Origin of the sequence: Pseudomonas sp. yb_5 (assembly GCF_043103865.1) — a bacterium.
GTDB lineage: Bacteria > Pseudomonadota > Gammaproteobacteria > Pseudomonadales > Pseudomonadaceae > Aquipseudomonas > Aquipseudomonas putida_Y.
Window position 1 is genome coordinate 34,556 of the sequence record NZ_JBICKE010000112.1, and the last position, 14,972, is coordinate 49,527.

The 14,972-nt window shown below is 61.8% G+C and carries 11 protein-coding genes and 3 pseudogenes; 7 read left to right on the forward strand and 7 right to left on the reverse strand.

Annotated features, from left to right (window positions below; genetic code table 11):
- The 5 genes from ACF8GF_RS20815 to ACF8GF_RS20835 form a co-directional block, all read right to left on the reverse strand.
- Positions 1-2,262, reverse strand: a complete 2,262-nt coding sequence (locus ACF8GF_RS20815; RefSeq protein WP_176684021.1) for an ATP-dependent DNA helicase — start codon at positions 2,260-2,262, stop codon at positions 1-3.
- Complete coding sequence (locus ACF8GF_RS20820; protein ID WP_392487938.1) at positions 2,259-3,908, reverse strand: VRR-NUC domain-containing protein; 1,650 nt, start codon at positions 3,906-3,908, stop codon at positions 2,259-2,261. Before ACF8GF_RS20820 ends, ACF8GF_RS20815 begins: the two co-directional genes overlap by 4 nt.
- A 146-nt stretch (positions 3,909-4,054) precedes the next feature.
- On the reverse strand, positions 4,055-5,410 hold the full coding sequence (locus ACF8GF_RS20825; protein ID WP_176684023.1) for a GntR family transcriptional regulator: 1,356 nt from the start codon (positions 5,408-5,410) through the stop codon (positions 4,055-4,057).
- Positions 5,410-6,795, reverse strand: coding sequence for a hypothetical protein (locus ACF8GF_RS20830; protein ID WP_392487939.1), 1,386 nt, complete (start codon positions 6,793-6,795; stop codon positions 5,410-5,412). The genes ACF8GF_RS20825 and ACF8GF_RS20830 overlap by 1 nt, the downstream gene beginning before the upstream one ends.
- A gap of 516 nt (positions 6,796-7,311) precedes the next feature.
- Positions 7,312-8,334 carry a zinc-dependent alcohol dehydrogenase family protein gene (locus tag ACF8GF_RS20835; RefSeq protein ID WP_176684025.1) on the reverse strand — a complete coding sequence of 341 codons (1,023 nt, stop codon included), beginning with the start codon at positions 8,332-8,334 and terminating at the stop codon, positions 7,312-7,314.
- 206 nt (positions 8,335-8,540) lie between these two features.
- Here ACF8GF_RS20835 and ACF8GF_RS20840 point away from each other — a divergent pair, with 206 nt between their 5' ends.
- From ACF8GF_RS20840 to ACF8GF_RS20855, 4 genes and pseudogenes are all read left to right on the forward strand, one after another.
- On the forward strand, positions 8,541-9,455 hold the full coding sequence (locus ACF8GF_RS20840) for a LysR family transcriptional regulator (protein WP_003253946.1): 915 nt from the start codon (positions 8,541-8,543) through the stop codon (positions 9,453-9,455).
- Between the two features lie 161 nt (positions 9,456-9,616).
- Positions 9,617-9,915, forward strand: a pseudogene (locus tag ACF8GF_RS20845) (type II toxin-antitoxin system PrlF family antitoxin).
- A gap of 282 nt (positions 9,916-10,197) precedes the next feature.
- On the forward strand, positions 10,198-10,776 hold the full coding sequence (locus tag ACF8GF_RS20850) for an NAD(P)H-dependent oxidoreductase (RefSeq protein WP_176684026.1): 579 nt from the start codon (positions 10,198-10,200) through the stop codon (positions 10,774-10,776).
- A gap of 161 nt (positions 10,777-10,937) precedes the next feature.
- Positions 10,938-11,321 (forward strand): MerR family transcriptional regulator, encoded by a 384-nt coding sequence (locus ACF8GF_RS20855; RefSeq protein ID WP_392487940.1) that lies wholly within the window; start codon positions 10,938-10,940, stop codon positions 11,319-11,321.
- A 69-nt stretch (positions 11,322-11,390) separates the two neighbouring features.
- On the opposite strand, the pseudogene ACF8GF_RS20860 reads toward ACF8GF_RS20855, so the two are convergent.
- A pseudogene (locus ACF8GF_RS20860) lies at positions 11,391-11,599 on the reverse strand (hypothetical protein); the annotation flags it as partial.
- Here ACF8GF_RS20860 and ACF8GF_RS20865 point away from each other — a divergent pair.
- Positions 11,598-11,801: pseudogene (locus ACF8GF_RS20865) on the forward strand (IS630 family transposase); the annotation flags it as partial. The pseudogenes ACF8GF_RS20860 and ACF8GF_RS20865 overlap by 2 nt on opposite strands.
- 28 nt (positions 11,802-11,829) lie before the next feature.
- Here the strand turns inward: ACF8GF_RS20865 and arfB are convergent.
- Positions 11,830-12,243 (reverse strand): alternative ribosome rescue aminoacyl-tRNA hydrolase ArfB, encoded by a 414-nt coding sequence (arfB, locus tag ACF8GF_RS20870; RefSeq protein ID WP_176684028.1) that lies wholly within the window; start codon positions 12,241-12,243, stop codon positions 11,830-11,832.
- 252 nt (positions 12,244-12,495) lie between these two features.
- Here arfB and ACF8GF_RS20875 point away from each other — a divergent pair, with 252 nt between their 5' ends.
- Both ACF8GF_RS20875 and ACF8GF_RS20880 read left to right on the forward strand, forming a co-directional pair.
- The gene (locus ACF8GF_RS20875) at positions 12,496-14,328 is read left to right on the forward strand and encodes an AAA family ATPase (RefSeq protein ID WP_392487941.1); all 1,833 of its coding nucleotides are present in this window, start codon (positions 12,496-12,498) and stop codon (positions 14,326-14,328) included.
- A 2-nt stretch (positions 14,329-14,330) separates the two neighbouring features.
- The gene (locus ACF8GF_RS20880; RefSeq protein ID WP_209969852.1) at positions 14,331-14,966 is read left to right on the forward strand and encodes a 4Fe-4S cluster-binding domain-containing protein; all 636 of its coding nucleotides are present in this window, start codon (positions 14,331-14,333) and stop codon (positions 14,964-14,966) included.
- The last annotated feature ends 6 nt before the right edge of the window (positions 14,967-14,972 follow it).

Below are 14,972 nucleotides of genomic sequence, written 5' to 3' on the forward strand. Positions count from 1 at the left end.
CTAGATAATAGCCACCGGCCACCAGTCGGGAAACATCTGCTGCACCCGGGGCTCGGCGAAGCGTTCGTCAATCAGCACCAGTACGCCCCGGTCCTGGTCACCCCGAATAACCCGGCCCGCCGCCTGGATAACCTTGCGCACGCCCGGGTAGAGATACGCGTAATCGAAACCCGCACCAAATTGCCGCCCCAGGCGCTGTTTGAACTGCTCGTTGACCGGGTTGACCTGAGGCAGCCCCAGGGTGGCGACAAACGCGCCAATCAGCCGCGTGCCGGGTAAATCCACCCCTTCGCCGAAAGCACCGCCCAATACGGCAAAGCCCACACCTCGGCCATCGGCGACAAAGCGATCGAGAAATGCCTGACGGGCCGCCTCGTCCATGCCCGGCGCCTGTGCCCACAGCGGAATCTGACCATGCCGCTCGGCCAACAACCCTGCCACCTGTTGCAGGTATTCGAAGCTGCTGAAGAACGCCAGGTAGTTACCCGGCATGCGCTGATACTGCCGGGCAATCAGGTCAACGATCGGCGCCAGGGAGGCTTGGCGCTGCTGGTAACGGGTGGACACCTGGCTGGCAATGCGCACTTCCAGCTGTTCGGCACGGAACGGGGCGGCCACTTCCAGCCAGGCGGTATCGGCTGGCATGCCCAGCAGGTCGCTGTAGAAGTGCCGTGGGCTCAACGTGGCGGAAAACAGCGTCACACTGCGCGCCGCCTGCATGCGTGGTGCCAGCAGCCGTGCCGGGGTGACATTGCGCAGGCACAGGGTGGCCAGCCGCCGTTTGCGCGGGCCCTGGCGCTGGCTGATGTCAAACAGAAAGTGCTCGTCGAACAGTTCGGCAACCCGGCAGAACTGCAAGGCCTGAAAATAGAACTGCAACACCTGGGGGTCCATGTGCGTGGGCGCCTGGTTCATCTGCTCCTGAATCAGCCCAACGCACTGCTGCAGGGCGCGCAACAGCCCTTCAGGCAGCGACTCGCTAGCCTGGTACGGCGCACGCTGCTCTTTATACAACGCGTTCCATTGCCTGTTGAGGCGCTCCAGCGCACTGACCAGCCCAGGCGGTTTGCTCTGGCGCAACGCCAGCAACTGGCCCTGGTCAAGGCTGGCGCTGTACATGCCGCGCCCACGCTCGACCAGGTTGTGCGCTTCGTCCACCAGCACTGCCACTCGCCACTGGTTGAGCTGGGTCAGGCCGAACAGCAAAGCATGCGCATCGAAGTAGTAGTTGTAGTCGGCGACCAGCACGTCGACCCAGCGCGCCATCTCCTGACCCAGGTAGTACGGGCACACCTGGTGCGCCAAGGCCACTTCACGCAGGTTGGCGCGGTCGAGCAACGGCACTGCTGCAGCAGCCTCGCGCGCAGCCGGCAAACGGTCATAGAAGCCTGCGGCCAAGGGGCAGGACTCACCATGACAGGCCTTGTCCGGGTATTCACAGGCTTTGTCGCGAGCGATCAGCTCCAGCGTGCGCAAGGCAGGTTGCGGCGTGGCATCGGTGATCTGGCGCACGGCGTCCAGCGCAAGCGCCCGGCCCGGTGTCTTGGCGGTGAGAAAAAACAGCTTGTCCAGCTGCTGCGGCACCATGGCCTTCAGCAGCGGGAACAAGGTACCGAGGGTCTTGCCAATGCCGGTGCTGGCCTGGGCCATCAGGCAACGGCCGGTGCTAACCGCCTTGTACAAGGTTTCAGCCAACTGCCGCTGTCCCTTTCGGAACTGTGGGTACGGGAAACTCAGCGCCAGCAGGCCTTGGTCACGTTCGGCCAAGCGTTGTTGCTGCAATCGGGCCCAGCCCAGAAAGCGCCGACACTGGGTTTCGAAGAAGGCCCGCAACTCGGCAGCCGAACAGTGCTCACTGAACAGCGTCTGGCCATCGCTGTCCACGTCGAGGTACACCAGCGCCACCTCGATGGCCGGCAGTTGTCGCGCCTGGCACATCAACCAGCCATAGACCTTGGCCTGTGCCCAGTGCAACTGACGGTGATTGGCCGGTTGACGCGCCAGATCGCCACGGTGCGTCTTGATTTCTTCCAGGCGATTGCTGCCAGGGTCATAGCCATCGGCACGGCCCCTCACCGTCAGGGTTTCGAACTGGCCTTCAAGGGTGATTTCCGACTCGTAGCCAGCAGCACGCCGTGCCACTACCCGCTGATGCCCTTCGATACCCTCCTGGGCGGTGGGCGACGGCGTGAAACGCAGGTCCAGGTCGCCGACCTTGGCACTGAACTCACACAAGGCGCGCACCGCTACGCTGTAACTCAAGGCGATTCGCTCCAGCGCACGTGGCACACCGCGACCGGCAGGCCGTGTTGCCGGCAGAACTCCAGCCAGCGCAGCTGATTGTCCTGCAGGCGATCACCAGGCCCCTTGACCTCGACCATGCGATAACGGCCCTGCTCGGGCCAGAACTGGATCAGGTCGGGCATGCCGGCACGGTTGCTGCGAATGTCCTGCAACAGGCGCAGGAAACATTGCTTGAGCGCAGCGGCCGGCAGGCAGGCCAAGGCCTGCTCCAGCAGCGCCTCGCTGAGCATGGACCAGAACACGAACGGCGACTGCAGCCCCTGTTTGGCCACGTAGCAGTCGAGAATCGCCTGACGATGGCTGCCATCGTCGAGCTTCCCGAGGCAGCGCTCGAACAGTGCACTGCGCCGTTGCTGGAAGTCGTTGTCGTGCAGGTCCTGTGGTGCGGCCTGGAACGGGTTGAAGAATGCGCCGGGCACCGGGGCGAAGATGGCCTCCCAGCACAACAGGCCGAACAGGCTGTTGAACAGCGTGTTCTCCACGTAATGCGCCTGCCCCCCCTCTTGCATCAGGTGCTGACGCACGGCTTCTTCAACGCCCAGCGCAGCATGCCCGCGGGGCAGCTCGAGCTCGATCAGTTCCAGCGGCGTGGTGCGCTGGCGCCGCTGGGGCGGGCCGCCGAGTTTGCGCGCCAGCCGTGGCAGCATGCGCTGCAGCGCCTGCTCCTCCAGCGCGTTGGCCGGTGCCGCAGCCAGTTGCAATGCCAGTGCATGGGCCTGGTGCCACTGTTCGCTGCGCTCCAGCACCCTCACCTGGCGAATGCGCGCCTGGGGATGGTTGCACTGCGCATATACGGCCGTGGCCAGGTCCCATTCACCCAGGCGCTCGCATTGTTGGCCCACGGCGAATTGCAGCCGCGCATGGCGCCGGGCCAGCCAGGGGTTGTCGCTGTGCAGGCCCTGCAGGGTGGCAAGGATCGGCACCGGGTCGCCGCCCTGCTCCAGGCGCTCGGCGCACTGGTGCAGCGCCATCGCCAAGTCGACATCGGCACGTTGCTGCAGGGCGCGAGAATCAGAGCTGAACGGTACCTGCTCGTAACGCAGCAAGCCCAGGTCGGCGAGGACGAAGTCTGACCAGTCCTGGTACAGGTTGCCGAAGAACAGCAGGCGCATGCGGTCGCACAGAGGTTGCAGGCACCACTGCAGAATGCGCACCTCGCTGTCGGGAAACCATTCGCCCAGTGACCGCGCCGCCAGCGCCAGGGGTTGCAACTGTGCCAACAGCTCATGCTTGGCTGCGCGCGGGCGGCTCAGTTGTCGGGCGAAGCAACGGGCCAGCTCTTCTTTGCGCAGCAACACGAACAGCTGTTCAAGCTCCAGTTGCTCGGGCTCCCTTACCCAGCCAAGGGCCAGCAACGGCTGCAGCGCCAGCGCGGTATCGCCGATTTCGGCGTAGTCGAGCCGATCGCTGCGAAACAACTCGCCTTTGCGCATGACCATACGCACCATCAAGGCCTGGGATGGCGCTTGCAACTGACTGAAGGCACGGATGAAGGCCAGTTCCTGGTCATCGAGCAGGTCCTGGTAGCGCTGTTCGACCCACGACACTACCTGGCGGAAGTTATGCAGGTAGTAGAACGGGTCGTCGACGGAATGGGCAATCACGGGATGGCATCAGGTAGCAAAAACAGACACTGGTTATACATACAGAAAAGCGTAGCTGACAAGAGCCGTGGGTCAGCCCGTTGACTCGTTCTCTTGACTTGTCGGCCCCTTCGCAGCACATGCCGGTGCCTGCAAGCGCCTTGATCTCAACTTGAGAAGCGGGTGCTTCGCCCGCAGCGCACCTCAAGCGCCTGCGCCAGTCGCCTTACCGCCAGTTGCAGTTCATCCGGGTCCCCCCGCAGCCAGATCAATGCGAGGTGTTGAGGGTAATGCCCCGGCAGACCGAACTGCTCGCCCGGTAGTGCATGCAATGCAGAACCTGCCAACGCTGCGACAATATCGTCCCACGCCAGCGGCTGGCGGAAGCTCACCCACAGCATTTGCCCACCTTGCGGCCTCTCGAAGACCACGCGCTGGCCGAATTGCGACTGCAGCACATGCGCCAGATATTGCGTACGCCTTTGCAAGTCTGTGCGCTGCTGTACCAGGTGCGTTTCGATTTCCCCCTTGCCGAGCATATGAGCAAGCGCCTGCAAGCGAAGCGGCGCAAGCCGAAACGCTCGCTCGGCGAATGCCTTGGCCAACACGGTGTCACGGCTCAGTAAATAGGCATACGGCGCCTCTGCCCCCACCGCGGCCTCGAACGTGCCCATCACCAACAGCCAGCGCGGGTCGATCCAGTCACGCAGGCGTGTGCTCGGCGGCCCGTCGTAACAGAGCTCGCTGTCCAGGTCGTTTTCCAGCAGCCATACCGGGTGTTGGCCGAGCAACAACCCAAGCTGCTGCTGATAATACGGTGAAACCAGCCGCCCTTGTGGCATGCCCAGGCAAGACGGCATGACCAACAGGCTTACCGGCTCGCTCCCAAGCAGTTGGGCCAAAGCGTGCAGTTCGGGGTTGCCACGGGCATCCCGTGGTACCTCCAGCACGCGCATGCCGACACGCGCCAAGGCGCGCAACACTTGCCAGCAACAGGGCGAATGCACCAACGCAGTACCACCTTGCATGGCCAGTGCCCTGAGCAGTGTCTCCAGTAACGCCAGCACATCGGGGGCCAACTGGACGTCATCGGCCTGCCAGTACTGGTTGGAGCAGCGGGTGTATCGCTCAGCCACAGCGCTACGCAAACGGGCGCTGCCAACCGCTTCCCACGAGGCGACGCTGCGATCACGCCGACGCGCCAAACGCCGTTCGTGACCAAGCAGAATGCGCTCCAACAGTGGCTGCGTCGGCAAGGGAGGCTGCCGCGCCACCTCTACAGCCTGATCTTTGCCAGCGTTTTGTACGTAATAGCCCGACCTCGGCAGGCAATGTACGCGGCCCTCCTCTTCCAGCAGGCTGTAGGCACTCTGCACCGTGGCCAACGACACCCGCAGCCGCCGGGACAGTTCACGCAATGACGGCAACCGGCATGTGTCAACGCCGGCAGCCTGGTCGATCAACGCTTCCAGGTAGCGATACACCTTGCGATACGCGAACTCGCCAGGGGCCGCTCGCCCCATCAAGGCAGCCCCGCAGCACCACGCCGCCGCCCCAACGCCTGTTTCGGCAGCAGCCTCAGGTGTACATCGCGGCGGGCCAGGTTGTTAAGCAGGCGCCATCCCGTCAGCGGTAACTGGCCATCATAAATCTGCCGCAGTTGCCCCAACGGCAAGCCACTGATGTTCACCAGCCAGGCTTTGACTGCGTCAGGGCAGGGTTTGCCTTGCAAGGCCCTGTGCAGGTACGGCAACGCCACTACCATGTCGGCATGCCGGCACTGCAAGAACCGCTCGAGGTTTTTCCCCTGCCTGGCAAACGGGCTGAACAGCAGGCACATCATTTGGGCCTGATTGATGCCGTAGGCTTTGCCAAATAGCAACGGGGTGGCGTCACGCTGCTTGCTGCCACCCGCCTGCCCTGCCAGCTTCAGCGCTGGGCGACCGGCCTGCGGCTCCAGGCTGCGGGCACGCAGTTCATGCAACTGTGCCGTGGCTAGCGAGTCGACGAACTCAGACAGCGGCAAAGCATCCGCAGCAGCCTCGAAGTGACAACCCAGCATCGCGTCAAGCTGCTGCTCTTCAAGCAAGTGCGGTAGCAGGTCATCAATAGCAATCAGCCGCACCGTCGCACGCTCCGGTACGGCGCCCGGTACCAGCCCGTGCTGGCCACCCGGTGCGCCCCCAACAGCGCCGTGCAATCGGCTCAGACCTTGGGCCAGTGCCGCCAGGCACTGGTGCACTGCATGCGGGCCACGCTCGCCGGCCAGGCGCAGGCTACGCCGGGCCCACGCCAGGTATCGGCGCCGCTGGAACCCGGACACGGCAGTGACCAATGCATCGGGAGGCACCGCCGACTGCAGCGCATGATCCACAGCCCCCGCCAGCTCCAGGTGCAAGCGGCAACCCAGCATGGCTTCAGGCCTGGCATCGATCATGTGGCCGAACATCAACAACGCATCCCTGGCAAGCAGCCAGCGCTCAGGCACTACCGAAAGCCGACAACTGAACGGCACCACTGCGCGCCCCTCGATCATCTGCAATTGCACCCGCGGGTCATCCTGCATGAACAGGGCGCTAAAACTGCGCTCGTGAGCTTCCAGCGTGGCGCTGTCGGCAACCGGCAGGCTGACCACCAATACCCGCAACTGGAAGGTTACCGGCGAACGCAGGGCAATACTCAGTTGCGCGGCACGCAACATGGCCAGCAGCCGGCTGCTATGGCGGTCGCTACCTTGCAATAGCTGCAAGCTGAAAGTACCGATGTACTCGGGCCCACCTGCAGCAACCAACAGGCGTTGTATCAACAACTGCAAGGAAGCGCGCTGCGCCTGAGACATGTGGTTCAACAAGCGCTCGAGTACTTGCTGGTAGATATAATGCATCGCCTGGTCGTGAATAGCAGTCACGCAATCACCTCATCAACTTCATGCAGCCAGCGCATGCCGTACCAACCATTTCAACTTGAACATGCGCCAAACTTACCCAGAAGAAATTTCCTACAACCAAATGAAAGTAATGACGGAACCCTTCACTGTCGCCAAGCCATCGAGAAAAAACCACCACTGCGATGCCCTGTCGCTGTCACATGCTGCTCTATACCAGGCATAGCCATGCTCATCCCACGTTCCTTGCACAAACTATCATTGGGCCATTATCGAGAGGGAGGCAGCGCGAATTGAAGACACAGTTCACGGTAAAAAAACCATTCAGCGACCGCGTCAGTTCACAGTGGCTCGCAAGGAAAAAGCGTTCAAGGCTGAATATTTGGCGGGATATTTCTGAAACCCCAAAGACCACTGACTTATATGTAGTCCGCGTCGCAACTTATTGTAGGAACAGTCCTACTTAAAAAGTTGGATTACTTTACCCCGCGCACAAAAAACCCGGGGCCTGCCCGGGTTTTCTGGTCATTTCAGTAACCGTCAGTGTTGCGCCATGTCCAGCACCACCCGCCCGCCGCACGGGCATTGGTCCATGTAACGATGCGCCTCGACCACCTGCTCGAACGGGTACACCTTGATGATCTGCGGCGTCAGCAGTTGGTCGGCGGTGAACTGGTTGATATCGCGCAAGGCACGCTGCAGTGCCACCTGGTCCTGGCTGATGCCAAGCTCTGGCTTGCCGGTGAAATTACCGATGCAGTGCACATAGAACTGAATGTTTTTCTGGAATGCCGCGCAGGCCGGGAACGGTGTCTGGTTGCCGCCTTGCAGGCCGTACAACACCAGGCTGCCACGCGGCGCCAACACATCGCCCAACAGCGACATCTGCGGGCCACCCATGCCATCGAGCACCATGTCCACGCCGCGGCCATCGGTGTACTTGCCAATCTGCAACAGCAGGTCTTGCTCTTCAGTGACAATCACTTTGTCTGCGCCCAGACCCAGCAGGTACTCTCGCTGCGCCGCATCCTTGGTGGCGGCGAACACTTTCAGCCCCAGGGCCCTGCCCAGCTGCACGAAGGCAGGCCCGGCGCAATGGCTGGCATCGGTGACCAATGCTGTCTGCCCGGCCTTGGCCCGTGCCAGGTCTACGTAGGCGAAATAGGCAATCAGCAGCGGGGTGTAGTGCACGCTGGCCTCGATCGGGGTGAGCACATTCGGGTAGCGAGTAATGGCCGTACGCGGCAATACGATGACATCGCCGTAAACCGGGTGGTCGTTGGCACTGGTGGCCGGGAAGCTGGCAACCCGGTCACCGACGGCAATGTCATCGACCCCTTCACCGACCGCCGTCACCACCCCGGCCATTTCATGACCGATCCCTGCTGGCAGACGTGCCTGGGACGGTGCCAGATTCTGGCGCCAAAGCACGTCATACCAGCTGACGCCAACCGCTTCGACACGGATCTGCACCTCGTCGGCAGCGGGTGACGGTTCGGCCTGGTCTTCGCAACGGAGCACATCAGCAGCGCCGAACTTGTGGAAACGGATCATGCGGGACATCGCATACCTCGCCTTTGTGAACCTCTAATTACCACTGACTCTATCCGGGCTTTGCCCGTTAGACCATCAGTGGCCATTAATAGTCGACATGCTTGTCATCGATTGGGCACCTGACTTTCCCTGCGATTGGTCCCCCTAAACCCGTGCAGGGTAACAGCCTTTGGCCTTAAGATTCACCTCTGCCCCACATTAGGCGAAGCGCACCGATGAATCGAAACGACCTGCGTCGTGTTGACCTCAACCTGCTGATTGTGTTCGAAACGCTGATGCACGAGCGCAGCGTGACCCGTGCCGCAGAAAAACTGTTTCTCGGCCAACCGGCCATCAGCGCGGCGCTGTCGCGCCTGCGCAACCTGTTCGATGACCCGCTGTTCGTGCGCACAGGGCGCAGCATGGAGCCGTCGGCACGAGCCCACGAGATCTTTGCCCTGCTGTCACCGGCGCTGGATTCGATCTCCACTGCAGTCAGCCGCGCTGCCGAATTCGACCCGGCCACCAGCAATGCGGTGTTCCGCATCGGCCTGTCGGACGACGCCGAGTTCGCCTTGCTGCCGCAACTGCTCAAGCGCATACGTGCCGAAGCGCCCGGTATCGTGCTGGTGGTGCGACGGGTCAACTACTTGCTGATGCCAACCCTGCTGGCCTCGGGCGAGATTTCGGTGGGTGTCAGCTACACCAGCGAACTGCCGGCCAACGCCAAGCGCAAGGTGCTGCGCCGCAGCATGCCGAAACTGCTGCGCGCCGACAGCGTACCCGGCAGCATCACCCTGGATGACTTCTGCGCCCGGCCCCATGCGCTGGTGTCGTTTGCCGGGGACTTGTCCGGTTTCATCGACGAAGCCCTCGAGGAAATCGGCCGCAAGCGCCACGTGGTGCTGGCGGTACCGCAGTTCAACGGGCTGGGGAGCTTGCTGGCAGGCACCGATATCGTGGCTACGGTACCGGACTACACGGCGGATGCACTGACAGCCGCCGGCGGCTTGCGGGCCGAGGATCTGCCGATACCCGTGCGCAGTTTCGAACTGCACATGGCCTGGCGCGGGGCACAGGACAATGACCCGGCGGAGCGGTGGTTGCGGTCGCGGATACAGATGTTCTTTGGGGACCCTGACAGTCTTTAGAGGATCGTGTCCCGAGAGGTGGTGTAACTCATCCTGCGGCGCTACTGAGCGTCCTCCCCGCCTTTGCTTGATCAGCAGAAAACCAAGATTGACCATGTAAGGGTTATTCCTTACCACTCAATCAATACGTCCGGGAGAACGCTCATGCCTGCCTCCACGAAATCGCCACGTTGACCTCGAAGGGGCAGGTCACAGTGCCCAAGTCCGTTCGCCAGCTTTTAGGCCTCGACACGGGTGGCAAGATCGCATTCGACGTACACGCCGGGGAAGTCGTGGTCAGCCGCGTAGAAGCCATCCATGAGGCCCCTGCCATCGGTGCGTTCCTGGGTTTGCTGGAGGCTGACATCCGAAGCGGGCGCAACCTCACCACCCTGCCGGAAAACCTGGCGCAAACCATGCTCGCCAATGCGGGCCACGCTGTAAATCGGACGAAGATATCGACGGTGAGGTCGCAATCTGATGCTGCGACATGGCTGGACACTGTTGTTCCATGAAGGTGTGACTTAACAGCGACTGGGTGACGGATTGCACGTTAGACACCGCCCCCCTCGGTGCTTCCACTGTAATCCACTCGTAGCTGCCGGAAAAACGCACATTGCGTTTCTGCGCCCCCTCATTCAACGGTTTGCCGGGCGACACCCGAGCGCTGCTGGACTGTTTGTCTCTACCGCTAACCGGCAAGGCTTGACTCTACCGTAAGGGGCAGACTTTACCCTTGGCACTTCATTACCTGGAGTTTGTCATGAAGCGCAAACGCATGCTCGTAATCCTCGGCCACCCTTCGAACAACAGCTTTTGCGGCGCTGTGTCCGAACGTTATGTCGAGGCCGCCACGCAAGCAGGCCATGAGGTGCGCCTGCTGCGCCTGGACACCCTGGATTTCGATCCGGTCTTGCACGATGGCTATAACCAGATCCAGTTGCTTGAGCCCGATTTGATCGACGCACAGAACGACATTACCTGGGCCGAACACCTGACATTGGTGTACCCGATCTGGTGGGGCGGCATTCCGGCGTTGCTCAAGGGGTTCTTCGACCGCGTGTTTCTGCCCGGTTTTGCCTTCAAGTACCGCAAGGGCTCGCCCTTCCCGGATAAGCTGCTCAAGGGCCGCACGGCTCACCTTTTGGTGACCATGGACACGCCACCGTGGTACTACCGGTGGGTGTATCGCATGCCGGGCCTGCACCAAATGCGCAAGACCACCCTGGAGTTCTGCGGCATAAAAACCCTGAAAACCCTGACCTTCGGTCCGATATTGGGCTCCAAGCCGCAACAGCGCGAAGCCTGGCTCAAACAAGTCCAGGCAGTCGCCAGCCGCTGATCGGCCCCGGTCGGGCCGTGCCCCTGCGCTGCCCAGCCGAGCCTCCCTGCTGTGACACCTTGTCCAGGCTTCCCACTCCCTGATGCTCGTGCAAAGATGTCGCGCGCCTGTACGAGCACGCGACATCTTTTCGCCTCTGATGCGTCAAAAAAGGGATTTTCATGTACATCGGCAAAGCGGCCCAACTGTCGGGCACCACCGTCAAAAGCATTCGACATTACGAAGAAATCGGCCTGTTGCCCCCCCCGCAGCGCGAAGGCAAGTACCGCATCTACAGCCAGCAAAGCGTAGAGCTGCTGACCTTCATCAAATGCGCTCAGCAACTCGGTTTCAAGCTAAAGGAAATGCAGGCCATTCTGCAGGATCATCGCGGCCAGGCGCTGCCCTGGGATCTGGCCATGCAGGCCATCGATAGCAAAAAGCAGGAATTGATGGGGCAGATCCAGACATTGCAGCAAGTGCATGACGGCTTGGTTGACTTTGAGCTGAGCCTCAAAGATGCTCAGATGCGATGCCAGTTCGAACACCTGGAAAAAGCCCGCTGAATCCGCTCCGCTGCCCCTGAGCGGCCATGGCGCACGGTGCCGTTTTCAGCACGCAGGCGCCCCGGCGATTTAGCCTGGCACAGCCCCACCCCCGGCTGCTCACCCTCTTGCACTGCTGGCTGCGGCACAACCGCGGCAAAGAACCACGGCGAAATCAGCGTGACCAGCAAAATGCTAATGAAGGCGCTGGATGACAGCGCCAGTATCACCAATACACCCAGGTCAATGACGGGTTTGTAGGCGCAGAACAGTAGCGCGACAAAGCCCATCGAGAAGATGAATCTGGTTGAGCGGTTTTTCTCAACGCTGAGCGAGAAGTGGATCAAGCGGCAGGCACATGTCAGCGTTAAGGATCTGGAGGCGTCGATCGAGTATTACCTGGAAACCTACAACCAGAACCCGAAGCCATTTCGGTGGCACAAGAAGGCCGAGGACATCCTTGCCTCAGTCGCTCGCGCGGCGCGAGCGCTGGGCAAATGATTTTCAGCGGTATTTGTGAAACACCACACTAGAACTCCACCTTGCCCCGCCCCCTCTTGATAGTGCTGCGTCTGGCTTTTCCTTCGAGCCGGCGGGTCTTCGAGCCGAGGGTCGGCTTGGTGGGGCGGCGTTTCTTCTCGGTCTTGCCGGCAGCGATGATCAACTCGGCAAGACGCGTCAGTGCGTCAGCGCGGTTCTGCTCCTGGGTGCGGTACTGCTGGGCCTTGATGATCAACACGCCGTCACCGGTGATGCGACTGTCACGCAGCCCTAACAGCCGCTCCTTGTAAAACTCGGGCAGCGACGATGCCGGGATGTCGAAGCGCAGGTGCACCGCGCTGGACACCTTGTTGACATTCTGCCCACCCGCGCCTTGCGCGCGAATGTATGTCAGTTCGATGTCGGCATCCGGCAGATGCACGTTATTGGTGATGGTCAGCATGACATGGCCCGTGTAATTGCCCCCATTATTACAGCCTGCGCCGCTGTCCCATAGCACCACGCACAATTCCCTGAATCAGCGCCGAAATCTACCATTGCTGAACTCATGGACTTGTCTGGCTGCCATCCTTGGTACGTATCGAGGCATACTTGAAATGCTGCCCTCCAACGCGCTGAACTTTCAGACAGCATTACTGGAAAATGCGCGCAAGGACCAATACCCTGCCAAGGATACAACCTAGACGAGTTGAACATGTCAGGGACTACACCGTTTCAAACCCCGCGTTGGATGCGTGACCTCGTCCGCTTCCTGCCACTGAAAAGCCAATTCGTCCTGTCGGGCAACATCCGCGACCTCCAGGCTTGTGAGGTCGTTCCTGGCACGGTCACGGCCCAGAGCTTCAACCAGACCCTGTGCAACGCCCTGCTCGATACCGGCTATGGCCATGTGCTGGCTTGGGACCCGGTGGCTGGTTTTCGTGTGCTTGGCAAGCCCGGCAACGACCCGGCACCGGGCCAAGCCCTGCTCCAGGAACTCGGCCTGACCCCGGTGAACGGCGCCGCGCCTGCGGGTATCGACCTGCTGGCCGCCACCATGCAGCGGCTGCTGGCCCGCACCGATACGCCTGTCGCCCTGATCATCGACTTCGCCTCGCGCCTGGCGGTACGTAGCGATTCCTTGAGCGCGGCCGAGCATCAGCTGTTCACTCAGGCCTTGGTGCATGCCCACCAGGCGCGCAGCCGGCCCCAGCCACAAACGCGCAAGCCTTTCTTCAATACGCTGCTGTGGCTGGTGGAGAAAGAAGGCGACCTGCCGGACTGGCTGCTGGTCGACAACCCCCGGATTCGCCACATTCCCGTCTCAAAACCTGACCAACTGGCCCGCCGCGCCCTGGCCCCGGCGCTGCTCAAGGGGCTCGCCGGTAGCCAGGAGGCGAGTCAGGACGCGCTCGCCCAGGCCGCGGACGCCTTCGTGCAGAACACCGAAGGCCTGCTGCTGCTCGACCTCAGCGCCATCGCGCAACTCGCACGGGTCGAAGGTGTGGGCATGGTGCAGATCGCTGATGCCGTGCGCCGGTATAAAGTGGGTGTCACCGAAGACCCCTGGCTGCGCATCGATCGCCAGCGCATTCGCCAGGGCGAAGAACTGGTGCACCAACGGGTAAAAGGCCAGGACCACGCCGTGACCCACATGCTCGACATCGTCAAGCGGGCAATGACCGGCGTCGGCGCCAGCCGCAAGGGCAATCGCCCGCGTGGCGTAGCCTTCCTGGCTGGGCCGACCGGGGTGGGCAAGACCGAGCTGGCCAAAACCATGACCAGCCTGCTGTTCGGCGACGAAAGCGCGTATATCCGTTTCGACATGTCGGAATTCAGTGCAGAACATGCCGACCAGCGCCTGATCGGCGCACCACCCGGCTATGTCGGTTACGACGTCGGTGGCGAACTGACCAATGCGATTCGCGAGAAACCCTTCAGTGTGGTGCTGTTCGACGAGATCGAAAAAGCCCACCCGCGCATCCTCGACAAGTTCCTGCAAATTCTTGACGACGGCGTACTGACCTCCGGTCGCGGTGACCGGGTGTACTTTTCCGAGGCGCTGATCGTGTTCACCTCCAACCTGGGCATCTACCGCCTGGGCGAGAATGGCGAGCGCGTTGCCAACGTGCTGCCGGGTGAGCCCTACGAGCAGGTTCGGGAGAAAGTCCACAGCGAGATCGACCGGCATTTCAAGCAGGTGCTCAATCGTCCGGAGATCCTCAACCGTATCGGCGAGAACGTCATCGTATTCGACTTCATTCGTGAGGAGGTCGGTCAGCAGATCTTCGAACAAATGGTCGATGGCACCTTCAAGGACCTGCAGCAGCAGAAACTGCACGTGGCCATCGCCCCTGAGGCGCGCCAGGCATTGCACGCTTTGTGTCTGCGCGACCTGTCCAACGGCGGCCGTGGCATCCGCAACCAGCTCGAGGCGCATCTGCTCAACCCGCTGGCGCGGGCCCTGTTCGACCAGGACGCTCAACCTGGCGAGCATTTCACCATCAGCCGTCTGGGTGTCGGCGAATTGACCCTGGAACGCCGTTGACCATGGAACTGAGCCTGTCCCGCGTGCACTTCCCGGTCACCACCCTCGGCCCTGGTCGTCGCCTGGGCATCTGGTTTCAGGGCTGCAGCATCCGCTGCGCAGGGTGTATTTCCGTCGACACCTGGGGGCCAGGCAAGCGCCGTGTGGGCATCGCACAGTTGCTGAAGCAACTGATGCCCTGGCTGGCCGAGGCTGAGGGCATCACCGTCTCCGGCGGCGAACCCTTCGACCAGTTCCCTGCCCTGCTCGCCATGCTCCAAGGTCTTCGCCAGTCGAGCCCACTGGACATTCTGGTGTACAGCGGCTACTCGCTGGAGCAACTGCAACCCCAACTGCAACAAGCCGAAGGCCTGATCGATGCGTTGATCAGCGACCCCTTCGACAAGCGCAGCGAACAATCCCTGGCCTTGCGTGGCAGCGACAATCAGCGCCTGAACCTGCTGACCCCGCTCGGCCATGAACGCCTTGCCAGCTACCAGCGTCCCCTGCAACCCGCTGACCAGGCCCTTGACCTGATGTTCGACGAGAACGGTAGCGTGTGGATGGCAGGGATCCCTCGGCGTGATGACGTACTGCGTCTGCGCGACCTTTTGAACGCGCAAGGCCACCAGGTTAGCACCAGCGTGCACCGCCACTGACCGGAA